This is a genomic window from Nostoc sp. (assembly GCF_036916655.1).
Lineage (GTDB): Bacteria > Cyanobacteriota > Cyanobacteriia > Cyanobacteriales > Nostocaceae > Nostoc.
On sequence record NZ_JBALFY010000010.1, the window covers coordinates 12,976 to 37,492 of the forward strand.

A 24,517-nucleotide genomic window follows, 5' to 3' on the forward strand; every position below is an offset into this window, starting at 1 on the left:
ATACGGCGGAAATAAACCACCTATTCCAAATCAATGAAATGCTGACGTTGTATTCATTTTTAATTTTTAATTTTTAATTCCGCCTTGCGGTACTAGTCCCCAGTCCCCAGTAATTCTTTCATCCAAGGCTTTTGAAATTCGTTTCATCGGGAATGCTTCATGCCTCTTCAAAACGAATTACTATTAACTCCGTTGCCAAATTTTAATTGTCTTATCTAAACTCCCGCTAACCAACATCTCACCGGATGCTGTGAAGGCTAAGGCTGTGACTATATTCCCATGACCTGTAAATGTGCCCAGCAATTCTCCAGTTTGGAGATGCCACAATTTGATGGTTTTATCAGCACTACCACTGGCGATAATTTGTCCATCGGGACTTAAAGCGATCGCATATACTCTATCTCTATGTCCTTTAAGAGTATGAAGTAACTCTCCAGTCTCCAATTGCCAAATTTTAATTGTTTGATCCCAGCTACCACTCACAAGTAGTTTACCATCTGCACTGATTGCTAAGGAACGAACGATATGAGCATGACCCATAAGGGTATGCAGAGGTTGTGCATCTTTTAAACTTTTGATCCCCGTTTGGGGTAAGGTGCGCCAAACTTTGATTTTGCGGTAGCTACCTGTCACCAGAGTTTCCCCGTCTCGACTCAAAACTAGGGAATGAGCAGCTGTATCATCTAAAGAAAGTGCGATCGTTACCTGACGTTGCATCAAATCCCAAAATAGAATTTTTCTGTCATCTCCGCCTGTCGCTAACATTCTGCCATCGGGGGTAAAGGCAGCACACCGCACTACCCCATTGTGTTTGTGCAAAATATCTATCAAGTCTAAAGCACCTACGTGCCAAAGCTTAATTGTGGAATCTGCACCGCAACTCACTAAAGTCTGTCCATCTGAACTAAAAGCTACGGAATTCACTTCATCCACTAACCCAGATAGTACCCAAGGATACTCTGATAATGTCTCTATTAATTCACCCTTGCTTAAATCCCAAAGTTTCGTCTCGCCACGGCTACCACTTGCCAAAATGGGTAAAGCTTTGCCATTGTTACACCCGGAACTGAAAGCTAGACAATTAATACCTCTGGTATGTCCTTGCAAAGTCTGCCAGCATTCCCAGTCACCGACTATATCCTTAAGGCAATGCTCTGATGGTAGAGTCTGTATTGTATCTGCGATCGCTCTCTCATTAATTACTGGCGACGCATTTTTTTTGCCAGTAAGTGATTCTAAATACCAACTCAATCCCCCTGCATACAACAAGTTACTCGGAGTTACATACAGTTTTGGTTCAGCAAATTCAAGTTGATTTGTCGGTAAAAAGCCTGTTATTATGCTTTGCCTCTCGTAACCTAAATTACCTGTAGATGGATAAAACAAACATAGAAAAATTAATACTTGATGATTTTCTAAATCTTCTTGAGTAATCGACCATCTAATTTTGTCTTTCTTAATACCATTAAAACTTTCTCCATCAGCAACGTAAACTTGAATACTTAGCTGAGGATGATCTTTAAGTACATAAGGAAATTTACTTTCGCCACATAAATTTCCTTCATCATCTAAAATCATGTTTTGTAAGGTATCTTGTGACACCTTTTTTACCAATTTGCCTAACCGTTCAGTTATTACTCGGTCAACAATATACTCCCGTAAAAGATAATCTTGGGCTTGTTGTTGGAAGTATTTCGGGAAAGGTATCGTCCAGTCAGGAGGCTCAGGATATTCAGGTGGCGTTGGCGGCGGATTTCTGGCGAGAACTTCTGCTTGTTGGCGAGAAAGTTCTTGGAGTCTAGCCAATGGCTCACCCCAAAAGGCCATAACTTCAGTGTGACAACCTTTAACTTGACTTTCTAGCAAAGATAAGTCGTAAGTTTTAGGTTTTTTCACACGTTGAAGAAAGTCAGTTTGTTGAGCTTTGAGTAAGCTAATCCAATCCATCTGCATTCCTGCGGCAAACTGTTGCATACCTACGGTAAGCTATACCAATGCAATTACTCAAGTTTATAACCTTAATTAATTAAAAATTCAGTAATGTTAGCAGTCTAATAAAACACAGCCATTGGCAGATGTTTCCGGGAAAGAGATAGATAGACAGCACTTAGACGTTTCATGAATTGATGCAGTTGAAGTGTATAGAATTTAGATGATGTCAGTCAATTCTAACGGACATGGACAAAGAGATACTGTTTTCCTAGAAACACTTCTAGCTGCAAAAGAAAGTTTAATTGGAGACGGATTTCTAAGATTACAGATACGTTAAGTCAACAAATACCTACACAAAAATAACCTAGTACAGCACGGCGGAAGTAAACCACCCATTCCAAATCAATGAAACTCTTGCGGTATAGGAATTACGTAGCTTACTTCTCGCCTTCTCTATGAGACGCTATGCCAATGGCGAGTATTACGAATTATTTTAACCTTTACGTTTTGGTTGTCTGGGTGTAGTACTGACATCAGAGGAGTTGCCAAAAGTATCCCTTGCTTCGATTTGTTTAATTTTCATTTGCAAGTTCAAGTCATCACTGCTAACAATTGTTTCTAAATTGGCTAATCTCTCCTCTAGTAGTTCTATTTGCTGCTGTTGCAAATAGTTAGTTTTTGATTTTTGCTCATCAGAACGCCAAACAGCAACCGTACCAACAGCTGCGCCACCAATAGCAACTAAAGGAAGAATAGCACCGCTTCTAGTAATGGCTGACAATGGGACGCAAACTCCGAGAATTGCGACTGTAATTACCCATATTCTGGTAGTAGCAGATAATCTGACATCATGATATTGCTCTAGATTGGGTTGAGATTTTTTAGCCATAGGTAAATCCATAGAAAAGTCATTTGCTAGATTGACACAATTACCTATTACAATACCTCCTACTATTGGGTTAAGTATAATTGCTATCTTAATATTTATGTAATTATAGTTACTCAGTTATTTGCGATCGCTAGATTGGGATTGTTAGGAGCAGTTGTACCTGACCAATAGAAAAATTTGCGGACAAGTTGCAGCATCTTTTGGTTATGGTTTACACACTATGGCAACGTTATCATTAGGTTACAAGGCAGCAACTATCTTATCCTTACCAGACTCCCTACCACTTCTACTCATGGGAGGAACTTGTGATAGAGTAATTGCGAACAACAGCGATCGCTATGGTGTAAGCTCTGGAAATGCTACTACCCCAGTCATCCGTATATCCCAATAAGTAAGTAGTTAAATTTATTATGACAAGTGAATCTTATATTTTTCTGGCTGGAGCAAGTCGCGGTGTTGGTCGAGAAATTGCCCAATATCTGAGGGCGCAACAGCTAAAGGTTAAAGCACTCGTGAGAACAGCAGCAGTTGCAGCTGAACTAGAGAAAACAGGTATTCAAGTAGTTGTGGGAGATGCCTTAAATATTGAGGATGTAGAAGGCGCAATCCTCAAAGATGAACCTATTCACACCGTTATCAGTACAATTGGTGGTTTACCGACAGATGCAGAAAGAGCAGATTACCCTGGTAATAGAAATCTGATCGATGCAGCAGTTAAAGCTGGAGTGCAAAAGTTTATTCTTATATCTTCCATTGGTGCTGGTAATAGTGTTGTTGCTTTGTCACCCCAAGTTTTAGCCGCACTGGGAACAGTTTTAGTTGAGAAAGACAAAGCTGAACAACACTTAATCGCCAGTGGACTCACCTATACAATCATCCGTCCTGGTGGACTAAAGTCAGAACCAGCAACGGGTAATGGTGTTTTGACTGAAGATCCGCACATTATTGGTAGCATCAATCGTGCAGATGTCGCCCAGTTAGTTGTCCGTTCTTTAAATAGCCAACGTGCCAATAATAAAATCTTGTCAGCCATAGACCGAAATATGCTGTTTGGGCCAAGAGAATTTGCAGAATTTACCTTGGAGTAATTCAAGCACGCCAGCGCAGTATTTGACCCTTAACAGGATTCACAAATTCTCGTCCTTCAGCAATAGAACGAGCATACTCCCGCTTCAACTGGTAGTACCACTGTGCCTGCACATCTGAGTCTTTAATTAGTCGCAGCACGGGGTTATACTTGAGACCAATCTGCTGCTTTTCTACAATTGTTCGGTCTTGGTCAATAAAACTCCGCGCCAGTATATTTATCAGTGGCTTGAAAAATCCCATCCAAGGGAGCGTCCAATAAAGAGCAAAAGTTACCTCCGTTTCTGTGTCTGAAATCGGTGTAGCAGCTGTCAAATTAACGACTCGATGATTGGCAATTGTGGTTTCTTCAATTCTGACTCCAGGTAAACGAAAAGAAATCTCCGTTTCTGGTACACCACCGCCAATCAACCAGTATAATCGACCCCCATTCGCTGGTAATCGGTGTCGTCGCATCGTAAAGCCATAGGGTGAAGCATCAAACTGCTTTACTTCTTCATGTAATTGCTCATTTCGCCACCACCAAGCGCGATGAACATAAGGTGAATGAGCCGGGTCCATCAAACCTACCACTGCATGATCCACAAAACAAGGAAATTTCACGACTTTTACGAACTGGGGCGGCTCATCAAACCCTGGAATCACCGGAATTTCTATCTCGGAAGCAGGTTGAGGGTTATCTGGATCGGCCATATATATCCAAATATTTCCTTGAGCTTCGCGAATTGCATAAGACTGTACGTCAAAGCGACTCAAATCCATCTGCTGTTCTTCTACAAGAGATGGTATTGTAGTGCAGCGTCCACCCTCGTTAAAACGCCAACCGTGGTAACAGCATTCCACTTCCTGCCCATTGAATCTACCGCAACTCAAGGGCACACCACGATGAGGGCAAATATCCCGCATCGCCGAGACTTTGCCATCCTGACTACGGATTAGCAATACTGGTTCTCCCAAGAAAATGCGGCTGATCATCATACCTGGCTTAATTTGATTGCTAGGCAAAGCGTAGTACCAAGTATTACGTAATACAAAATTATCGTTATTTTTCATAACTAATACCAAATTGAAATAGATAAGATGTTGGACATTACTGGAGCAGACTTTAGGTAAAAACGTTTAATCTAAAATCCAAAATCTAAAATCTAAAATTGGTATAATTGCGTCTACCTTTGACACAACAAAAGTCCTGGTTTGTGGAAAGGAAGGTTATGTTTGAAAACATTATTTCAGATTTTTAATTGCTGTAAGGAAATTCAACTGATACATTTGTTTGTCATGTTCGTGATTCTCTTCGTTTTAGGTTTCTCTAAAATCATTACAGGTGTGAAGTTGCATTATTCGCCAGAAATTTGCACAAATATCGTTCTTTTACGCGGGCCGTCTAACTCAAAAAATAAAACAGATTGCCAAGTTCCTAATACTAATTTACCATCCATAATGGGAATTATCTCACTCGTGGTCAGCATCATTGCGATTAAATGAGAGTGAGCATTTATCGGCTCATTTTCTGGAACATCTCTTAAATGCAAATCATTATGCAAATAGCTGTCTGATTCAGGTGCTAATTTTTGCAAGAACACTTTGACATCTTCTAATAATCTGACTTCATTTTCGTTGATAGCTAATGCTGTTGTTGTGTGTTGAGAAAATACTAAAACTTGTCCATTTTTAATTGATGTTGAGGCAATAAAATCTTGAATTTGTGAGGTGATATTATGAATATTAATTTTTGGCTCAGTTTCAATTTCAATTAACTTATTAATAATCGGCATCTGTTAAATTCTAAATTTGCAATTGCGGACAAGATATGGTATCACAGCCTTGAAGAAGGCAGAAATATGGATGACTTCTAACTCCTAACTATAGTTTCCAAACCTTGCACTAATCTTTCTATACCTGCTTTTGCCGTCTCTTTTTGCAGCGCCCCATAAGCAACGCGTAGGTAGCATCCGTCATCTATGCCAAAGGTTGTACCTGGAATAACTGCTACTTTATGTTCCTGGATTAGTCTTTTAACTAACTCAAAAGCATCCATTTGGGTATGAACTTTGAGGAAAAAATAGAAAGCGCCATCGGCGGGGATAATGCTACACAAGCCTTGTAGGCGATTAAGGGAGTCTAGTACTAGTTGGCGTACTTGAGCGATAGCTCCTATATGACTCTGCAAATACTCCTCTTTTGCCTGCAATGCCCCTAAAGCTGCATATTGAGAAATGACTGGCGGACAAATCAAAATTGTATCCTGGACTTTTTTAACAGCGACAAGCAAGTGTTTGGGAATCACCATATACCCAATGCGCCAACTAGCAAAACCGTATGCTTTGGAAAGGCTATAGAGAGAAATGGTGTACTCGCTATTATTACCAAATGAGCCAGGTGAAATGTGTTTTATTCCGTTATAGGTAAAGTATTCATAAGCTTCATCGCTGATGTGGTAAATATTATGATTACCACAAATTTGATTTACTTGGCGTAATGCTGCTTCTGAATAGACAACTCCAGTCGGATTATTTGGTGAAATCGTCACCACAGCCCGTGTTTTGGGAGTAATTGCTTGAGCGATCGCTTCTTGTCGGAGTTGGTAATTTTCATCCGTCGTCACTAACACCGGATGACAACCAGCCATTGCGATCGCCATTTCGTGATTGAAATAATAGGGCGTATTCAGAATAATTTCATCGCCTGGGTTAGTAATAGCAAGAATGGCATTCATAAATCCCATATTGCTCCCTGCTGTCACGACGATACAGTTTTCCTGGTTGATTTCAATGCCGTTGAAGTCTTGCAATTTTTCTGCAAGCGCTGTCAGTAATTGGGGAATTCCCTCAACTGATTTGTATAAATTATTGTCTGGTTCGGCTAAGAATTTGGCTAAAAATTCTATGGCTTCCGGTGGTGGGTTGTAAGAAACTACACCTTGTCCTAGAGAGATTGTTCCTGGAGAATTTTTAATCAGTTCCCCAACCACAGGAATAATCGGTGACTGTACCGCTTGCATACGAGAGGTTAGGGATTCCATATTTTCTTGCTTATGTACCTGACTTTAGTATCTAATACACCAAAAGATAAGCGTTAAAAATCCTGTTTTTTCGACCAACTACCACGGGGATTATCCTCTCGCGGCTTGGCTTTATTAACTTTGAGTTGACGATTCATCCATCAAGTAAAATAATCATTTTAGAAAGTAGGGTTCAGTGCTGCCAAGGGCAGCACTGACTCCCTATTTTTGAGTAAATTCAACTATGTATGATTGGAGTTTTTAGTCAATGGAAATCTGCTGAGGGCCATTGGCTTTACCATTATGGGCATCAGTTGTGGTGCGGCTGTAACTATTTGAGTGAATCTGTTTATCTAGCCAGCCTTTAACGGGATCGTCTGTGAGATTGAGCCGAAGCACACCAGAGAAGAACCCACCCACAAATGAGACTGGATGCTGAGTAAATTCCCTGAATATAGGCGACAATTCATCAATGAACATTAAGAGACTCCTGGCAGTGCCGTAAAAAATTATTACTTCTTAATTGATCGTAACGTGTCTGGGTCTGGGGCATTGAAAAGAGGCAGAGGGAAAACTCTTCTCTCTTACTCCCTGCTCCCTGCCCCCTTGCTTTTTCCCCAGTCCCTAGTCCCCAGTCATCGGCTGCTGATCGGGAAACATACACTTATCAGAATCACAACCACTAGGGCCGGCCTCTGACATTTCGCCTAAATCGTAGCGGCTTAAGACTGCACAGAAGTCATCTGTTTTCCGGCGTGCTTTCACCTCTTGAGTTAAGCGATCGTAGGTGGATTTGTCTATTGGTTCAAACGGCAAACGTGGGAATGATTGCAGGTCATCAAAACGAGCTAAAAGGGCTGCTGAAATATATCCCTCATCATTCTGGATGGTTTCGTAAATGCGCTGTCCCAAAGGCTCGATTTCATCAGAGCGAAGTTCCAAAGTTGCTGATGTGTTGTGAGTCACGTACCAACGTTGAACTTGAAGGACAAAATCAAATTGGGCTAAGGCTGAAAACTTAGAAACATCAATTTCATCAGCCCCCGATAAATCAGCCCAAGTTACAGAAACAGGGATTTCCACTAGCCATTCACTCACCCGTCGATCAAAGGGATCGTTGAGCAAATTGCCCTGTTCATCTTTGTCTGACTGAGAGGGAATGACGTTGTAACCATAGTCAATACAAGCTAAGGCTACTGGGTCATTTTTACCGAAAGTAATCCGGCGAATAAATCTTTGGGCTTTCGGGGGATGCCAGCCGGAACTAGCATTAGTTAATAAAGCCTTAGTACCACTGGGTTGCACTGTGGTACAACGATTTGGACGCTTGAGATTGTGGCGATCGCAATAATCCCAAACTACCCGATGTACAATATCTCTCCAAGAACTGAGGTATTTCTCTTCCTCACGCTTGAAAGCTAATCCTTGTGGAGTTGCTGGTCTTCCTTCTTCCCACCAGCGCAGCCAATCAACACCAAAAGCATGGACAAAGAAATCAAATAAACCTGTAAAAGAAACTCCCACAATTGGGTCTAATTCACGGCTGTATTGATAGCGTGGTTCTAGGAATTTGTGATTTAAAAGTGCCGCAACAGATAACGCCCCAGCAGTGAAAGCTTCCTCCTGTTCTTTGTAGTTATGTGGGTCGATTTGATTAAGATGAACCTCTGACAAATTGCAGTGGAAGTTACTACCGATGATTTCCAAATTTGTTACCCTAGAGGCTTTTTATCCCCTAGTTCTACTGCTTGATTATTCGCAGTAGTTCCGCGTACATTTTGCATATATGACCTCAAATAATAGAGGAATTTCTTTTTGCCAGATGGTTTATCTGCAACTAGAAACTATTTATCACATACGCCCCCGCACTCTTGGAGAAATTATATTCTAGATACCAATTTTTAGGGTAATCTAGTTTCACTCTCTACGCTGTACGGTGTCAAAGGCTTTTTAATTCCTTTGATTACCACGGGATTAGCATCTCAGCTTTCCCCGTTTTTGCGAGGTTTTTAACGTGAGGCAAAATCAATTACCACACGGATTTAAAGCGTAACGAGCTAAACGATGTTCTAACTCATTAGCATCAAGATTTGGATAACGTTGTTTTAACCACTGTTTTGCTGTTCCTTGTTCATAAGCTTCCAAAAAATTAACTTTCAAAGCCTGTGTTGGCAGCAAATCAATGTTTGATCGCGCTACGGCTTCACCAGCCCATTGAATCGCTCCCTCGCCGCTGTAATATTGTTTGCGGACAGCACCGACACATTCTTCTAAGGTTGGCTTGCGGTGAAAAACTCTCGTATGGTTTGCCATCCTTAGAGCATCACGCTCTGGATCGATTCGCCAGTTGCCATTTTCATCTTGCTGCCATAAGTTATCTTTGGCGGTGGCTGCTAGGTGATCGCCAGAATCGAACTGACGCATCCCCGCGCTTCTTCGGATATTTCCGGCAACAATTGTTACAGCACCTTGATCGATTAACAGACAGCACTCAACTGAATTTAATTGTCGTCCTACAGCTTTATTCAAGATGGAAGCACAACGCTGATAAAGTCCGGGCAATTTTACAGGATTTGCAACGCCTCCAAAGCCGTTGAGAGTTTCTCCTGCTTTGCGGACATCGCTGATATCAACTAATACTTCAACTTCTGCTGAAAATTGTTCATCAGTGGAGAGTTCTAATAAGGCTTGATATGATTCAACCCAACCTTCACGGCTATCTCCAACGTGAATAGTGACGTTATTGCCTTCTATATGAGTTTCAGTATATTCACGTCGCAGTTGGATAGGAGTGCTGCCAATTTCCCCTTTTACAGTGACATTCAGTTGATTACGGATGGGAGGCAACTGGTTAATAAATTGTGGTTCTAGAACGGCTCCAGTGCCACAACCCATCATTGCCAAATCCATCATTAAGCCAAAGGCACTCCAGTCTTCGAGATTGGTAGAGGTGCAATTATAAGCCCCGGAAAAGTTCTTGGGCTTGGTTATCCAGTCTGTACCACCAACCCATAGCCAGCGCCCACTGGGCATAGCTTTCAAGTTGCGCTGCATCTTATCCAATGTGAGAGCTTCTTCTTGAGTTAGCTTTCCCAACTCGACTAAGCCTTGTAGAGTGCGATCGCATACCTCATCCCATGTTTCCCTTAGTCCCGCCTTTGTCCGGCGGCTGTAGGTTCTAAAAAATACGGGATTTGCAGCCGGTGCTGTTTCTGGAAACCTTGCACTCTGGCGTGTTCTTTCGAGATTCTGAACCATATATTAAGTGTCTTGCGTTCTTCTTGCATGCGGACAGATTATGACTATACGCTAAGTAGTTTTAGTATTAAAGATTGTCAAATTGTCCACTTTACGCTAGCTCTACCCTGCACTAATTACAACAAAATTTTATGATGTATAATGTCCTTCACCCTTGGATGAGATATACATACTCAGTTCTAATTTACACCAATTATTTTGTAAGTAAATTATCTCTATCGCCTGATCTTCAAGCTGATTATCACTACTCAGTACTCAGGACTTTTCATTACTTTCCTACAACTAGCGTGACGGTTAAACAAGTTGTGGCTTTAAGTCAAATCCCAACAATTAATTCCAATCTCTTGGGAACTATAAATTTAGTTACAGGAGATTGACTATGAATGATCAATGGAAGCCTCTAAATCCTGATGATGATGTTGTGCATTTTTACCAAGAAGCTTTTGAAAATTTACCCCGCACTCAAATAGTGTTTCAGTTATTAAAGGAAATCAAGAAAATTTGGGCAGAACACTGTACATCGTCAGGATCAAGAGTATTTGGAGAAGGATTTGAATGTTGTGTTTTAATACCTGGTCAACAATGGCGAACAGGTAAAATTAGAGTCACCCTAGAATTTTGCCCTGATGAAATCGAAGATCATCGATTAGACATCAAACAGGAAAACTCCCCCCTTGACGACCTTCGGCAGCAACTAAAGGAAGGTAAAAACTAATACCAAAGTTTATCTACACAGATATAATAGAAAATTATCTTTGTCTGTGTGCGCTGAAAAAAAATGGTATGGACTCCTATACACGCAAAAATCCATCGCACCATCCGATCGCGCCACTTATTTGAGCGCAACCAACGGCTATTAGTCGCTGTCTCCGGCGGACAAGATTCTTTGTGTTTAATTAAATTACTTTTAGATTTACAATCCAAATGGGGATGGAATTTAGGTATTGCTCACTGTGATCATCGCTGGCGTTCTGATTCCCAAGCTAATGCTCATCACGTCGAAAATTTAGCGAAAACTTGGGGTATATCCTTTTATTTAGAAACAGCGAATAAACCGATAAATAATGAAGCTGCTGCACGCGATTGGCGCTATCAAGCTTTAAGTGCGATCGCCCAAGCAAATAATTATCAATATATAGTGACAGGACACACCGCCAGCGATCGGGCCGAAACTCTCCTCTACAATTTAATTCGCGGTACTGGTGCTGATGGCTTACAAGCCCTGACTTGGCAGCGCCCTCTAACTACAGGCATTATGCTAATGCGTCCACTTTTAGAAATTACTCGCACACAAACAGAGCAATTTTGTCAAGAATTTAAATTACCAATATGGGAAGATTCCACCAATCAAGATTTGCAATATGCCCGCAACCGCATTCGCCAAGAATTGATACCATATTTGCGAGATAATTTCAATCCGCAAGTAGAATCAGCCTTAGCCCAAACAGCAGAACTTTTACAAGCGGAAGTGGAACATTTAGAAAAAGCTGCCCAGGAGTTGCAGGATAAGGCATTGGGCATGGGTGAGAATGAAGAATTACCTCTTTTTCCCCTACTCCCCACTCCCCACTCCCCACTCCCCTTACGCTTAAATCGTCGGGTATTGCAGAAAGCACCATTGGCGTTGCAACGTCGCGTGATGCGTCAGGTGTTGCAGCAAATATTGACTGATGCGCCTAGTTTTGAACACATTGAAAAATTAACGGCTTTAATTATAGCGCCCAACCGATCGCAAACCGATCCATTTCCTGGTGGTGCGATCGCTCAAGTAGAAGGCGATTGGATCTGTTTGAAATAGTTTTGAGTATTGCTATTGCAAAGCAGGGAGAGGTTTGTCGAATTCACGTTAAATCACACTCTCGCGTTCTTCTAAATTGCTATCAAGATTCATTTATAAAATAAAGATGTACTAATAACTGAGGAACGGTAAGCTCATCATGCTAAATTACGATCCATCAGATCGTTTGCCCTCTTTAAAAGAACTACCTGACTCTGACGATACCCCAGTAGATAACGAATTACAAAAATCAATTCCCGATTTACTCAGAAGCGTATTAGCAATGGTTTGGGCAGATAGCATGGATTGGTTTTTTGGTATTCGTATGGGGATTTATTACGACCCAAATTTACCAGCGATAGTCCCAGATGCGTTTTTGAGTTTGGGTGTTAAACGATTTTATAATGAAAATCTCCGCCCCAGTTATGTGCTTTGGAAAGAAAAGAAACTACCGATATTAGTACTTGAGGTGGTATCTCAGATAGATCGCGGTGAGTACTCAACCAAGAAGGCAGAGTACGCAAGATTTGGGTTTTTGTATTATGTAATTTACAACCTATTTCGTTGCGACAAGCCACGTTTAGAAGTTTACAAATTATTTAATAATACTTATGAATTATATGATGGAAATCCAGTTTGGTTGCCAGAAATAGGTTTAGGAATTGGCATCGAACGAGGAACTTATCTAGGCATACCACAGGAGTGGATGTATTGGTATAACCAACAAGGACAACGGTTTTTAACACCAGAAGAAGACAAAAAACTTGCTCAACAAGAAGTTCAGCAGGCAAAACAAGAAGTTCAGCAGGCACAGCAAAAAGCTCAACAAGCACAGCAAGAAATCCAATTATTACGAGAACGGTTGCGATCGCTCGGTGTAGATCCTGATTTAATCTAAAATGGAGTTCAAAGACTCATCCACGAAGATCAAAGCCTCATTACAGCAATTTTCTTATAATGTAATCATATCTCATCTAGCAGAGGTAAAACTATGACTATTGAACAAACAGTTCTACAAACATTCCGAGAATTACCACCAGATAAACAGCAAGAAGTTTTAGATTTTATTCAATTTCTCAAATATAAATTGTCAACTAAAAACCCCTTTTTTACATCTGAATATCAAAAAAAATTAAGGAAAAATAAAGACATTACTGATTTTTGGTCAGCCTTACAAGACTTTAGACAAAGGGTTGATTTAGAAAGTATTGATGATGACACTTTTGAAAATCTCCGGGATAAGTCACCAGGAAGAGAAGTTAATTTATGAGTCTAAATTATTTACTAGATACTAATATTTTGTCGGAGGCTAAACGACCTCATCCCAACGAGAAAGTAATGGAAAAGCTAAGATTATATAGACAAGAAACAGCCACAGCTATCCTAGTTATCCATGAAATGTTATATGGTTGTTTACGTCTTCCTATTTCTAAAAAACGTCAAGATATAGAGGATTATATCAACAACGTAATTTTAGCATAAATCCCTTTATTCGATTACGATCTAAAATCTGCACAATATCATGCTCAGGAAAGAGCTAGATTATCAAAAATTGGTAAAAATCCTGGATTTATTGATGGGCAAATTGCGAGTATTACAGTTACAAGTAACTTGATTTTAGTAACGAATACTGTAGCAGATTTTCAAGATTTTGATGGTATAAATATATAAAATTGGTTCATTAATTAAGATACCGCATTGTTTATTCAATTTGCTATGCGTATTGCTTTGGTTTGGACATCACCAATGCGTTCAGTTATTTCCAAAGACTGATTGTAGAGTGCGTAGGCGTAGCCCGTCGTAGACATCGCTCGGCATAGATCCTGATTCTCTCACCTAAATTGCTGTAATACCATTTCACTAAAACCCTGATACATATAGATTTCGCGTAGGGACACGGCAATGCCCATTGGTGTCAACTTAAGCCAAAAATAGCGTACTCATTGGGTGTTGTTCACCCGCCAGCCCGCCAGGGAATATAATTCCCTGACTAATAGCGCAAGTCTACTGAAGTAGACTAGGGATTTTTGGCGATATTTTAGTCATCTTCAGATGACTTTAGCTATGAGACAGGGATTTACAATCCCTGGCGGACGTGCGGTTTCACGTTAAGTTGACACCAATGGGCAATGCCGTGCCCCTACCAACGTATTTGTATCATAATTAAAGTCAAACAGTATAAAGACTCATTAACGAAGCTCTGAGGTTCATTAACGGAGTTCAAAGACTCGTCCACGAGTATAAAAGACTCATTCACGAGTATAAAAGACTCATTCACGAGTATAAAAGACTCGTCCGCGAGTATCAAAGACTCGTCCACGAGTATAAAAGACTCGTCCGCGAGTATAAAAGACTCATTCACGAGTATCACAGACTCTCGCGCGAGTATCAAAGACTCGTCCACGAGTATTAAAGACTCATTACAGCAATTTTCATTTATTTAGAAAACACTCTCGCGTTCTTCTTTGCGCCTTTGCGTGAGACAAAAAATCTTTCCGTCCTGTAATTACGAATTACGAATTACCCATTACCCTATCAAGACTTGCGCTCACACTTTCAGCATCCGGTGACTTCAATCGCTGCAAAATCTCCAAAGCTGGTTGCAAATAGGATATCGCTTTAGTGTATTCACCCTGCTGTTCTGCCAAATCTCCTAACCACCACAGAGTCATTGCTTTGCCTTGGACATTACCAATGCGTTCTTTTATTTCCAAAGACTGATTAAAAAGTGCGATAGCTTCATCCACATCCCCTTTATTGGCGTAGATACCTTACGCATTACCCTATCAAGACTTGCACTCACACTTTCAGCATCCGGTGACTTCAATCGCTGCAAAATCTCTAAAGCTGGTTGCAAATAGGATATTGCTTTAGTGTATTCACGCTGCTGTTCTGCCAAACCTCCTAACCAGCACAGAGTCATTGCTTTGCTTTGGACATTACCAATGCGTTCAAATATTTCCAAACACTGATTGAAAAGTGCGATCGCTTCATCTACATTTCCTTTATTAGCGTAGATATGTCCCAGATTGTGCAACGTCGCGGCTTTACCTGCGACATTTCCAATGCGTTCAGTTATTTCCAAAGACTGATTGTAGAGTGCGATCGCTTCATCTACATTCCCTTTATTAGCGTAGATATGCCCCAGATTGTGCAACGTCGCGGCTTTACCTGCGACATCACCAATGCGTTCTTTTATTTCCAAAGACTGATTTAAAAGTGCGATCGCTTCATCCACTTTCCCTTTATCAGCGTAGATACCTGCCAGTTCGTGCAACGTAGCTGCTTTGGTTTTGACATCACCAATGCGTTCAGTTATTTCCAAAGACTGATTGTAGAGTGCGATCGCTTGCTCCACTTCCCCTTTGTTGGCGTAGATACCTGCCAGTTGGTGCAACGTCAACCCTTTAGTTTGGACATCACCAATGCGTTCTTTTATTTCCAAAGACTGATTGTAGAGTGCGATCGCTTGCTCTACTTCTCCTTTGTTGGCGTAGATACCTGCCAGTTGGTGCAACGTCGCCGCTTTGGTTTGGATATTACCAATGCGTTCATTTATTTCCAAAGACTGATTATAGAGTGCGATCGCTTCATCCACTTCCCCTTTGTTGGCGTAGAGAATTCCCAGTTCGTGCAACATCGCCGCTTTGCCATGAACATCACCAATGCGTTCTTTTATCTCCAAAGACTGATTGAAAAGTGCGATCGCTTCATTCACTTCCCCTTTGTTGGCGTAGATATTCCAGACATTGCAACGTTGTCGCTTTAGTTTTCACATTACCAATGCGTTCACTTATTTCCAAAGACTGATTGAAAAGTGTGATCGCTTCATCGATTTTCCCTTTATTGGCGTAGAGAATTGCCAGATTGTTCAACGTCGCTGCTTTGGTTTGGACATCTCCAATGCGTTCAGTGATTTCCAAAGACTGATTGTAGAGTGCGATCGCTTGCTCCACTTCCCCTTCGTTGGCGTAGATATGTGCCAGATTGTGCAACGTCGCTGCTTTGGTTTGGACATTACTAATACGTTCATTTATTTCCAAAGACTGATTGTAGAGTGCGATCGCTTGTTCCACTTCCCCTTTGTCGGCATGGATACCTGCCAAACAGTGCAATGTCGTCGCTTTGCCTTGGACATCACCAATGTGTTCTTTTATTTCTAAAGACTGATTGTAGAGTGCGATCGCTTGTTCCACTTCCCCTTTGTTGACGTAGATAATTCCCAGTTCGTGCAAAGTGTTCGCTTTACCTTGGACATCTCCAATGCGTTCAGTGATTTCCAAAGACTGATTGTAGAGTGCGATCGCTTTATCCACATCCCCTTTGTTGACGTAGATACTTCCCAGACAGTGCAACGTCGCTGCTTTGCCTTGGACATTTCCAATACGTTCATCAATTTCAAGGACTTGATTGTAGAGTGCGATCGCTTGTTCCACTTCCCCTTTGTTGACGTAGATAATTCCCAGTTCGTGTAAAGTCGACGCTTTGCCTTGGAAATATCCAATACGTTCAGTTATTTCCAAAGAAAGATTGTAGAGTGCGATTGCTTCATCCACTTCCCCTTTCCTAGCTTTTAGCATCCCAAAATGATGATAAATTGATGCTAATTCTTGTTCATCTTCTGCGGGACAAATATTTAAAGCTTGTTGGTAATAATTTAATGCTCCATCAACCTCACCCATGTTGTATTCACAATAAGCAATTTCTCTAAGAACACTATGGTTTTTAGTAATTTCTAAGGTTGATTTGCACAGATGTATTACTTCCCGAAAACGGCTTTGATTCCGCAAGCGGTTCGCCAATAAATTACCTATTTCCACCGCAATGTTTCCATCTTTGCCTAGCAAAGCCAAGCGATGAATTTCTAACATTTGTGATTCCGTAGAACTTTCCGCCTCTTCCCACCACAGACGATACAAAATTTGTGCAGCTTGTTTATACAACTCTTCACCCTTGGGGTTTTCTGGAAACTCTAGCAACGGTGACAAAATCCGGGGAACACGATACAACCTCTCTGTGTTGTTGGTGAGGGTAACTTCCAACAAACCCAAAATTTCAGCGCGTTGAATATGACTTTCCCAACTTGAGATATCCTCACAAATCGGGGAAATCGCAGCTTGAGGAACAGGTAACTCATACACCAACAACTTCCCCAGCATAAGACGCAAAGCTGGAGTTTGCTGCTTCAGCAATTCCTGTGCCAAAATATCCTCACGAAATTCCTTTTCCTTATCTGCCATCTTTTGCAGAATCATCTCAACTCCCCTCTCGGCTGACGGCGACTTCGGGGAATTTTGCAAAATCTGATCTAACCATTCCAACAGCCGAGGATTTCCATCTGCTGCTTGTTTGGCACGTTCGGGCAAATCTGGCTGAAATTGCCAACTGCCATTAAACGAATCCAGACGATTATACTTTTTAATTAAATCTGCCCCACCCAAAGCCCCCAGAGGTTCGCGGTACAGACGATGATTCAGTTCCGACAATGTGAAATTGTAGCGACAGGTAATAATTACCTTGTGGGGAAGTTGGGAATTTTGCATCGCCTTCAGCAACGCCAGCAGTACATCTACAACTTGTGGTTGCAAGACATAAACCCCATTTCGTAAATCCAAATTAGCCTCAAAGTCATCCAGCACAAAGGCAAAGCGCTGTTCTTTGGTATTCAGTCCTTCAGTGAAAAACTTGGTGAGGCGCTGCATCAACGGTAACTTGCCATTGAGAATATCATGCCCCCGTTCCGAGGTACATTGTTCAGCCAGGGTTTTGAGCAGTTTGTCCTCATCCAGTTGCCGAAAGTTCACCAGCCTGTGATAGCCAACCATCCTTTCCAGAAGTCGCGCCGTCACAGTACTCTTACCCACACCCCCCAGTCCGTGAATTAGTACCCCTAATGAAGTGCGAATAGCTTTGAGACAACGTTGCAAAGTCCGCCGTCTCCCAACAAACTCCGAGGGTTTCGCCACCCGCACCTGTTGGGTATCGGGGTCTAAAAACTGTTGGTATGCAGGTTCCGGCGCTGAGGGTGGGATATCTCCCAACACTTCCACCAACGCACCCGGACATTCTCCCTGGACATATAACCGCAACAAATGCCAGTCACGCACTTTCTGTTTAAACAACTGCTGGTAAGTGCTAGCGAGTGCTTCAGCTAATTGATATCCCGCAGCCAATTTCCCGTAGAGGTGCGCGGCGGCGGCTGTAGCTGTCCGATCTTCCACAGGCCGCCCCCAACTTAAAACCGCCCTCGCACCTTGGGCAATTAGTGCCTCAGCCATTGAAGGGACAGCGCCTTTATCTGGTGCTTGTCCAGTCCGACACCCAGATAAAAACACCAACTTGGGAAAACGAAACCGAAAGACTTCGGCCAGTTCTGCGGCTGTGGTTTCGTGGCGATCTCCGATTTCCGTCTCAGTGATAAAGTAAGGCGTGTAAGGTGCTTCATCTTTAATAGAGGCGTGTCCTGTGAGGTGAAACACATCAAAGTCATTAAAATAGCGACTCCACACCTTACCCAACTCGCTAACGCAACCGCTTTCTTCCACCCGCAAATCTACAGCAAAATCTCGCGTATCAGCCAGAATTCTCGCTTCTTCCTGTTCAAACTCTAACTTTGGTTGCACATCTTCCGGGTCGGTTGCCATAAACAATACTCGCAATTGTCGTGCTTCCACAGAAAACCCTTCCGTTTCTTTTTCAATCCAGCGCAGAGGTAACACCACTGGATTAACCCGCTTCACCAAAAAATCCTTACCATCATGCAGCACTTCCCAAGGTAGATGTGCCAGTTTTTTCCCGGTATCAATGGCAATTACCAACCCCTCACCGCGACAGTTAGCAATTCCCCGACTCAACCAGCGTCCATCGCCATCCAACCAAAAAAATAACTGCTTCCCGATTCCTGGTAAATTGGGCAGCAGTTTATAGTAATCTCGTTCGCCTTGCTTGAGGAAATCAGCGATTTCTGCTAATTTTAGGCGACGTGATTCATAGTGCTTTATTTGAGGTAGCCAATACCTGAGTTCAACTGTTTCCTGCGTACTTTCCCGAAGTTGAATGCGGATAGTTTGCACTTATTTGCTGATAGATTTGAGGATTTCCGTGATTTCCTCTATAGTAGCTTCTTCGAGTAAAATCCTGTTTCCAGTATCAGGGTCAAGAATTATTACATCAAATTGCTTCCCTGGATGAGATTTATGCCATTCTTGATACCATTTGCGGATTTGTTCAGCTAAAGTCGCAACACCACCCACAATACCGATAATAGTAGCAACAGCTGCTAGAGTTGCCTCTTTTTGGGTTGGAACTTCATAGCTTCCCGATATTCCAGGAATTTCTAGCAAAGCCTCGGCTGCTGCTGGTGCAGCTTCGCCTTCGATTCCGATTTGAATTTCTGCCATCAACTTACCTGCGAATTTATACAATATTCTGTATATTATCCGTAAATAGTGAAGCTACGCGATTGGCGCTATCAAGCTTTAAGTGCGATCGCTCAAGTAAAAGGCGACTGGATCTGTTTGAAATAGTTAGGAGTTAAGACTTATAGGAAAAATGACCCTTACTTTTAATCCAGATAAATACAAGGACTTATTAACAGCCTATCTTCCTAAGCTGATAAAAACTGAAGCTGAAAATGAGCAAGCTTTGGGGATAGGGGAAGATTTAATGCACCGAGAGCGCACCCCAGAAAAAGATGAACTTTATCAGCTATTAATTACTTTAATTGAAAAGTTTGAACAAGAATATTATCAGCCGATCTAGCAGAATAATCCTCTATCTATATTGTTATTTCTTTTAGAAGAATCTGAGAGAAGTAAAGATGATTTAGTATTAGTTTTAGGAACAGAAGATTTGGTTAATAATATTTTAAATGGACAAGAGAAGATAAATACAGAACAAGCGCGTAGGCTGGGAGAGTTTTTTAATGTAGAATCTAGTTTATTTATAGAATAACTAAGCTCAGAGTTTGTACTTGGGCTTTAACTAGGCTAAAGCCCCAGAACTTTTTAAGACGCTAGTAATTCCGGCTGAGGTATTAAACCTTGGAGAGTATGACGCAACTGAGCGATCGCTTGGACTTGAGAATCACCAGTTTCCTGGAATTGATCTAAAGATTCTCCAATTACTTGCAGCTTTTGCCGTAATCCATCTAGAGAATCCTGAATTGGTTGTAGCGCTTCTTGATAAAGATTCACTCGGCCAGAGAATTCAGCAGTTGTCCTTCTTAGGGATAGCAAATTTTCCTCGAGCGCTTTCATATCTTGGCGCTTTTCATCCAGATCGTGAGTTTGATTGTCAATCATTCCCTGATTTAGCTCAACACCAGAACGAATTTGCTCAATCTCACGTTCTAGCTTTTGGATTTCCTGTGAATATTGTTGTCTCTGGGTTTCAATTTGTAGCAGAATCGGTTCTAAATTAATTTTGTTGTTACTTTCTTGTTCATCAGTGACAGCATGTCCTTGGCGTCGCAGCATTACAGCTTGGTGTTGCTTGAGAAACTTCTGATGCTGTAGCATATTGCGGCGTTGTCCCACCAAGCTGGAATTTAGCATCTGATAGAGGTCTTTTTCATCTGTTAGTTCCAGTTCCAAATTGATATGGTCATGGTCAGATGCATTATTTAATTTAGTTTGGAGTTCTTCTATAGTTTCTTGTTTATATGTCAGTTCTTGTTCTTGATCGTGAACAAAGCTAGCATCTATTTCTAACTTATGCTCCAAGTCTTGTACGATCTTTTGCAGTTCTTCTAAAGGCATTTTCTCCAAAGCTTCCACATCAGCTTGCTTGCCAAGAACTACATCACCAGCTGTTGCAGCTAAAGAGTGCATCTGTTGATATAACTCTTCGGAGTTTCGTAACTGCTCTTTGATGATCTGAGCGTACTCTTGCTTGCTGGTAAGGTTTGCTGTATTGATCTGCAATTGGGCTGTTTGCTGGACTAGAGAATTTTGTGCTTCTTGTAATGCATTTTGGCGATCGCTAAAAGTTTGTGACAAACCCTCTATTTCTTGTTGCTGTTGAGCGATCGCACTTTTATGCTCCTCCAGTTTTTGCCAGTGCGGCGTCAGAGTCGCTTGCTGCTTTTCGACCAATTCAAAGGCTAGATGTAAATGTTCTCTAACTGCTTCAGTGGGAGCAACACGACTAGACAAGCGATCGAGTAACTCACTCATTACCCGACTTTGTTCCTCATCCAAAACCGTCCCTTGTTTAAAATCCGCTTGACGTTCCTCTAGGCGACGCTGCTCGCCCCGCAAATGCTCCCAAGCGCCTTCCAACTCTTGACGGTTGCGCTCAACTTCTCCTTGCGATCGTTCAATTTCCTGGCGGGAGGTGTCAACTTCCTGTTTTTGCTCCTCTAGGTGTTGTAACTCTTCCTCCAGTTGTTGCAACTGTTCTGAGCGTACCTCCATATCCATTTCACGGCGATTCAACTCTTGTGCCTGAAACGTTAACGACTGCTTCCACTGATCGATTTCATCTTCCTTGAGCTTAAATTTCTCCAGTTGGCGGGAAAAATTCTGCAAAATGTTGACGAGTGGACGCCCTGCTTCTTGAATCCGCTGTACTTGACGATTTGGATTCAGTTCAGCTAATACCAAAGCGCCGTCATTTAATTTGCTTGCATCCTCAGCGGCAATCACTTCTTCCGACACAGTACTCCAATTCTGGTCAGTTCGCTGACAAGCTAGCAGTTTCAGTTCGGTTTTAGCACCGCCACCGAGTAAACCACCTTTCTGTTTTTGTACTTCTGCTAAATACAGCACACCGTTAGTCCTTTATTGATGCACTTAAAGTTCATGTTTTGAAATATACCTTAAATAATTCTGTTAACTTGTCTCACTAAACCGAAGCTTAGAAGCACAAGACAGACAAAACTATAGATACGAGATATTACGTCTTGATACTTATAAAAGCGATCTGGTCGCGCCTTTATATTTTGTACTGATGACAGTGATGATGACTTCCGTGTTAACACTAGCTTTGTCGAAGTATATTACGAAAGATTAAGGTTTATAGTTTAATGTATTCCCTAATGACAATAAGAAGAGAGTAACAATCTTTCCAATAATCCATAATCAATACTTAAAGAAGAGGTCAGAACTCAGCAATACTTAAATACTTAAGGAGTACTTTTTAGCTAAATGCAGGGAAATTTAAATGAAATTGATATTTGCAGTATCCTGCAATTGATTGAGTTAGGACAACGAACCGGTCAATTATGGATTGAAGCTCATAGCTCTCACCATAACAACAAATTAGGTGGAGAGGGAGCAAACATTTATCGCCCCAAACAACAGTCTTGGTTTGTCTTTTTCTTGAATGGTCAAATTATCTATTGCCAAGAAGGCGAGAGTAGTTTATCCAGAATTAGCGATTATTTACGTCATTACCGAGTTGAGACGCGACTCACCGACAAACAAATTGCCTCCCTACCACCAACCGACGCGCCAGAGTATGCCTATCTTTGGGCACTCTTGGAGCGTAATATCATCAATCCAAAGATCGCTGGTAGTATCATTCAGGGCTTGGTGCATGAAACTCTCTTCGACTTGCTGAGTTTACGCCAAGGTAACTTCATTTTCCATCAAGGTGTGGCCCTTGCTCCGCAATTAAACACCTTCGAGATTGCTCCATTTGTGACAAAAATTACGAAGCAGGTGCAAGAGTGGAAGCAACTCTATCCACACATCCAGTCTCCAGAACAATTACCAGTACTATCTGACAAAGTTCAGCTACAATCTTCCCTACCAGAAGCAACTGTAAATAAACTACAACATTGGGCTGATGGTAAAACATCCTTGCGTCAACTAGCTCGCCATCTCAACCGAGATATTTTGACAGTCGCTAAGGCAATATACCCTTATGTGCAACAAAGTTGGCTACAACTAGTATATTCAGAAACAAATAAACCAGATACACACACGGATAGCCGAGAATTGAAAGGAAAACCGAGGGGGCGGATAGTATGTATTGACGATGCGATCGCCATCGGTGAGACTATAAATTCCATCTTACAACCACAAGGTTATGAAGCGATCGCTCTCACCAATCCTTTAGAGGCACTGAGTCTGGTTTTTCAACTCAAACCAGATTTAATTTTATGCGATATTGCCATGTCGGAATTGGAAGGGTACGAGGTTTGTTCCATGCTGCGACATTCAACAGCATTTCGGCTCACACCGATTATCATGCTTACTGGTAAAGATGGGTTTATCGATCGAGTCAAAGCTAGGATGGTCGGGGCAACAGATTATTTAACAAAACCGTTTACAGACAATGAGTTACTCATGCTTGTAGAGAAATATATCGACAAACAATGAAAATTGGGCCTGGGGCATTGGGAAAGAGGAAGCAGGAGGCACAAGTTCTTTAAAATTTTGTTAGCGCAGCGTTAGCGAGTCTGCGAGCGTCATTTTGAATTGATTTCTCCCCCATCTGTGAAGCGTATAAAGAGATCAAAAGAGATCAAAGATTTGTTGATCTACTAAAAGATGAGTTAAAAGATGTTATCACAGAGTCAGCTAACTCAGTGAAACGTCAATCTACGGGAAAATAGTGAAGACATAAAATTAATTTATACAGTTAATACTTGCGGAGGAATCAGGGAATGTTCCAATTAGGAACGTCTAAATCAGGAGGTAAATGACATTTATGAGTACAGTTCTGATTGTGGAAGACAGTATCGCCCAAAGGGAGATGATTACAGACCTCCTGAAAGCAACTGGCCTAACAGTTACCCACGCCAGTGACGGATTAGAAGCATTAGAGGCAATTCAAATAGCACCTCCAGATTTAGTGGTATTAGATATTGTCATGCCCCGGATGAACGGCTATGAAGTTTGTCGGCGGTTAAAATCCGATCCTAAAACCCAAAATGTTCCAGTGGTGATGTGTTCTTCCAAAGGTGAAGAATTCGATCGCTACTGGGGCATGAAGCAGGGTGCAGATGCTTACATAGCCAAACCGTTTCAACCAACCGAGTTGGTAGGAACAGTCAAACAACTGCTGCGAGGATAAGGATAAAAACAACATGGTCAGCAAACCGGACTTTTTAAGTGGCAGCGGTCAAGACCACTTCCGACCAGAATTACAAGTAGAAAGTCCTGAAGGTGAGTTACATTTGAGGTTTTACATTCCCTCGCATCAGGAGTTTGCACTACAAGCAACTGGCATCCGGGAGGTAATTGAACTAAGTCCTGATAGAATCACCCCGATTCCTAATGCTTCTCCTTTACTTTTGGGTACTCTAAATTTACGAGGTCGAGTTATTTGGGTGGCCGATTTGGGTCAATTTCTGGGAGAAGCAAGTGCATTAAACACGGATAGAGCTGAAATTTCGGTGATTGCCATTGAAGAACAAGACACAATCGTGGGTTTAGCAGTAGAGGAAATCGGTGGTATGGATTGGTTGGATGTCCAAAATCTCATGCCACCAACTAGTGTTCCAGATACTATGGCGCCCTTTTTACGTGGAGAGTGGTCATTAGGTGCTAAAAAAAATCAGTGTCTACGACTACTCGATCAAATGGCAATTGTACGGAGTGCTAGGTGGGCAGGATGAAATTGG

General features: G+C 41.7%; 19 protein-coding genes and 4 pseudogenes. 12 read left to right on the plus strand and 11 right to left on the minus strand.

Annotated elements, in window-relative coordinates; all coding sequences use genetic code 11:
* Positions 1 to 183 precede the first annotated feature (183 nt).
* Positions 184 to 1,974 (minus strand): WD40 repeat domain-containing protein, encoded by a 1,791-nt coding sequence (locus V7L31_RS01890; protein ID WP_334694689.1) that lies wholly within the window; start codon positions 1,972 to 1,974, stop codon positions 184 to 186.
* A 451-nt stretch (positions 1,975 to 2,425) separates the two neighbouring features.
* Positions 2,426 to 2,821, minus strand: a complete 396-nt coding sequence (locus tag V7L31_RS01895) for a hypothetical protein (protein ID WP_334694690.1) — start codon at positions 2,819 to 2,821, stop codon at positions 2,426 to 2,428.
* A gap of 220 nt (positions 2,822 to 3,041) precedes the next feature.
* On the opposite strand from V7L31_RS01895, the gene V7L31_RS01900 reads away from it, so the two are divergent.
* Positions 3,042 to 3,212: a hypothetical protein gene (locus V7L31_RS01900; protein ID WP_334694691.1), complete on the plus strand. Its 171-nt coding sequence runs from the start codon at positions 3,042 to 3,044 to the stop codon at positions 3,210 to 3,212.
* A 19-nt stretch (positions 3,213 to 3,231) separates the two neighbouring features.
* Positions 3,232 to 3,909 carry an SDR family oxidoreductase gene (locus V7L31_RS01905; RefSeq protein WP_334694692.1) on the plus strand — a complete coding sequence of 226 codons (678 nt, stop codon included), beginning with the start codon at positions 3,232 to 3,234 and terminating at the stop codon, positions 3,907 to 3,909.
* A 1-nt stretch (position 3,910) separates the two neighbouring features.
* Here V7L31_RS01905 and V7L31_RS01910 read toward each other — a convergent pair whose 3' ends face one another.
* From V7L31_RS01910 to nrdJ, 6 genes and pseudogenes are all read right to left on the minus strand, one after another.
* The gene (locus V7L31_RS01910) at positions 3,911 to 4,960 is read right to left on the minus strand and encodes an aromatic ring-hydroxylating dioxygenase subunit alpha (RefSeq protein ID WP_334694693.1); all 1,050 of its coding nucleotides are present in this window, start codon (positions 4,958 to 4,960) and stop codon (positions 3,911 to 3,913) included.
* A gap of 284 nt (positions 4,961 to 5,244) precedes the next feature.
* Entirely contained in the window at positions 5,245 to 5,682 is a 438-nt protein-coding gene (locus V7L31_RS01915) for a secondary thiamine-phosphate synthase enzyme YjbQ (RefSeq protein WP_334694694.1), read from the minus strand.
* 77 nt (positions 5,683 to 5,759) lie between these two features.
* Positions 5,760 to 6,929 (minus strand): pyridoxal phosphate-dependent aminotransferase, encoded by a 1,170-nt coding sequence (locus V7L31_RS01920; protein ID WP_334694695.1) that lies wholly within the window; start codon positions 6,927 to 6,929, stop codon positions 5,760 to 5,762.
* A 53-nt stretch (positions 6,930 to 6,982) separates the two neighbouring features.
* Positions 6,983 to 7,069: pseudogene (locus V7L31_RS01925) on the minus strand (RNA-binding protein); the annotation flags it as partial.
* Positions 7,070 to 7,169: 100 nt separating this feature from the next.
* Positions 7,170 to 7,388, minus strand: coding sequence for a hypothetical protein (locus V7L31_RS01930; protein ID WP_334694696.1), 219 nt, complete (start codon positions 7,386 to 7,388; stop codon positions 7,170 to 7,172).
* 144 nt (positions 7,389 to 7,532) lie between these two features.
* Positions 7,533 to 10,166: pseudogene (gene nrdJ, locus V7L31_RS32515) on the minus strand (ribonucleoside-triphosphate reductase, adenosylcobalamin-dependent).
* 379 nt (positions 10,167 to 10,545) lie between these two features.
* On the opposite strand from nrdJ, the gene V7L31_RS01945 reads away from it, so the two are divergent.
* The 5 genes and pseudogenes from V7L31_RS01945 to V7L31_RS01965 all read left to right on the plus strand — a co-directional run bounded on the left by V7L31_RS01945 (position 10,546) and on the right by V7L31_RS01965 (position 13,614).
* A complete protein-coding gene (locus V7L31_RS01945) occupies positions 10,546 to 10,881 on the plus strand; it encodes a KGK domain-containing protein (protein ID WP_334694697.1) in 336 nt (111 codons plus the stop codon).
* A gap of 63 nt (positions 10,882 to 10,944) precedes the next feature.
* Positions 10,945 to 11,964, plus strand: a complete 1,020-nt coding sequence (tilS, locus tag V7L31_RS01950) for a tRNA lysidine(34) synthetase TilS (RefSeq protein ID WP_334694698.1) — start codon at positions 10,945 to 10,947, stop codon at positions 11,962 to 11,964.
* A gap of 139 nt (positions 11,965 to 12,103) precedes the next feature.
* Positions 12,104 to 12,841, plus strand: a complete 738-nt coding sequence (locus V7L31_RS01955) for a Uma2 family endonuclease (RefSeq protein WP_334694699.1) — start codon at positions 12,104 to 12,106, stop codon at positions 12,839 to 12,841.
* 93 nt (positions 12,842 to 12,934) lie between these two features.
* Complete coding sequence (locus tag V7L31_RS01960; RefSeq protein WP_334694700.1) at positions 12,935 to 13,213, plus strand: DUF2281 domain-containing protein; 279 nt, start codon at positions 12,935 to 12,937, stop codon at positions 13,211 to 13,213.
* Positions 13,210 to 13,614 (plus strand): annotated as a pseudogene (locus V7L31_RS01965) (type II toxin-antitoxin system VapC family toxin). The gene V7L31_RS01960 and the pseudogene V7L31_RS01965 overlap by 4 nt, the downstream one beginning before the upstream one ends.
* An 842-nt stretch (positions 13,615 to 14,456) precedes the next feature.
* Here V7L31_RS01965 and V7L31_RS01980 read toward each other — a convergent pair.
* Positions 14,457 to 19,016: pseudogene (locus tag V7L31_RS01980) on the minus strand (tetratricopeptide repeat protein); the annotation flags it as partial.
* On the minus strand, positions 19,017 to 19,343 hold the full coding sequence (locus tag V7L31_RS01985; RefSeq protein ID WP_334694704.1) for a hypothetical protein: 327 nt from the start codon (positions 19,341 to 19,343) through the stop codon (positions 19,017 to 19,019).
* 151 nt (positions 19,344 to 19,494) lie between these two features.
* On the opposite strand from V7L31_RS01985, the gene V7L31_RS01990 reads away from it, so the two are divergent.
* Both V7L31_RS01990 and V7L31_RS01995 read left to right on the plus strand, forming a co-directional pair.
* Positions 19,495 to 19,704 (plus strand): hypothetical protein, encoded by a 210-nt coding sequence (locus tag V7L31_RS01990; RefSeq protein ID WP_334694705.1) that lies wholly within the window; start codon positions 19,495 to 19,497, stop codon positions 19,702 to 19,704.
* Positions 19,705 to 19,725: 21 nt separating this feature from the next.
* Complete coding sequence (locus V7L31_RS01995) at positions 19,726 to 19,896, plus strand: hypothetical protein (protein ID WP_334694706.1); 171 nt, start codon at positions 19,726 to 19,728, stop codon at positions 19,894 to 19,896.
* A 53-nt stretch (positions 19,897 to 19,949) separates the two neighbouring features.
* Here the strand turns inward: V7L31_RS01995 and hmpF are convergent, their stop codons facing one another.
* On the minus strand, positions 19,950 to 21,713 hold the full coding sequence (hmpF, locus tag V7L31_RS02000; protein WP_334694707.1) for a pilus motility taxis protein HmpF: 1,764 nt from the start codon (positions 21,711 to 21,713) through the stop codon (positions 19,950 to 19,952).
* A 378-nt stretch (positions 21,714 to 22,091) separates the two neighbouring features.
* Here hmpF and V7L31_RS02005 point away from each other — a divergent pair, with 378 nt between their 5' ends.
* From V7L31_RS02005 to V7L31_RS02015, 3 genes are all read left to right on the plus strand, one after another.
* Positions 22,092 to 23,270 (plus strand): response regulator, encoded by a 1,179-nt coding sequence (locus V7L31_RS02005; protein WP_334694708.1) that lies wholly within the window; start codon positions 22,092 to 22,094, stop codon positions 23,268 to 23,270.
* Positions 23,271 to 23,601: 331 nt separating this feature from the next.
* Positions 23,602 to 23,967, plus strand: a complete 366-nt coding sequence (locus V7L31_RS02010) for a response regulator transcription factor (RefSeq protein WP_069073698.1) — start codon at positions 23,602 to 23,604, stop codon at positions 23,965 to 23,967.
* A 13-nt stretch (positions 23,968 to 23,980) separates the two neighbouring features.
* Positions 23,981 to 24,511 carry a chemotaxis protein CheW gene (locus V7L31_RS02015; protein ID WP_179068518.1) on the plus strand — a complete coding sequence of 177 codons (531 nt, stop codon included), beginning with the start codon at positions 23,981 to 23,983 and terminating at the stop codon, positions 24,509 to 24,511.
* Positions 24,512 to 24,517 lie beyond the last annotated feature (6 nt).

Excerpts from the sequence above, each read along its gene's own strand:
- V7L31_RS01910 (WP_334694693.1), bottom strand. The coding sequence starts at position 4,960 with ATGAAAAATAACGATAATTTTGTATTACGTAATACTTGGTACTACGCT.
- V7L31_RS01945 (WP_334694697.1), top strand. The coding sequence starts at position 10,546 with ATGAATGATCAATGGAAGCCTCTAAATCCTGATGATGATGTTGTGCAT.
- V7L31_RS01955 (WP_334694699.1), top strand. The coding sequence starts at position 12,104 with ATGCTAAATTACGATCCATCAGATCGTTTGCCCTCTTTAAAAGAACTA.
- V7L31_RS01985 (WP_334694704.1), bottom strand. The coding sequence starts at position 19,343 with ATGGCAGAAATTCAAATCGGAATCGAAGGCGAAGCTGCACCAGCAGCA.
- V7L31_RS02010 (WP_069073698.1), top strand. The coding sequence starts at position 23,602 with ATGAGTACAGTTCTGATTGTGGAAGACAGTATCGCCCAAAGGGAGATG.
- V7L31_RS01890 (WP_334694689.1), bottom strand. The coding sequence starts at position 1,974 with ATGCAACAGTTTGCCGCAGGAATGCAGATGGATTGGATTAGCTTACTC.
- V7L31_RS01990 (WP_334694705.1), top strand. The coding sequence starts at position 19,495 with ATGACCCTTACTTTTAATCCAGATAAATACAAGGACTTATTAACAGCC.
- V7L31_RS01895 (WP_334694690.1), bottom strand. The coding sequence starts at position 2,821 with ATGGCTAAAAAATCTCAACCCAATCTAGAGCAATATCATGATGTCAGA.
- V7L31_RS01905 (WP_334694692.1), top strand. The coding sequence starts at position 3,232 with ATGACAAGTGAATCTTATATTTTTCTGGCTGGAGCAAGTCGCGGTGTT.
- V7L31_RS01900 (WP_334694691.1), top strand. The coding sequence starts at position 3,042 with ATGGCAACGTTATCATTAGGTTACAAGGCAGCAACTATCTTATCCTTA.
- V7L31_RS02015 (WP_179068518.1), top strand. The coding sequence starts at position 23,981 with ATGGTCAGCAAACCGGACTTTTTAAGTGGCAGCGGTCAAGACCACTTC.
- V7L31_RS01915 (WP_334694694.1), bottom strand. The coding sequence starts at position 5,682 with ATGCCGATTATTAATAAGTTAATTGAAATTGAAACTGAGCCAAAAATT.
- V7L31_RS01960 (WP_334694700.1), top strand. The coding sequence starts at position 12,935 with ATGACTATTGAACAAACAGTTCTACAAACATTCCGAGAATTACCACCA.
- V7L31_RS01930 (WP_334694696.1), bottom strand. The coding sequence starts at position 7,388 with ATGTTCATTGATGAATTGTCGCCTATATTCAGGGAATTTACTCAGCAT.
- V7L31_RS01920 (WP_334694695.1), bottom strand. The coding sequence starts at position 6,929 with ATGGAATCCCTAACCTCTCGTATGCAAGCGGTACAGTCACCGATTATT.
- V7L31_RS02005 (WP_334694708.1), top strand. The coding sequence starts at position 22,092 with ATGCAGGGAAATTTAAATGAAATTGATATTTGCAGTATCCTGCAATTG.
- tilS (WP_334694698.1), top strand. The coding sequence starts at position 10,945 with ATGGTATGGACTCCTATACACGCAAAAATCCATCGCACCATCCGATCG.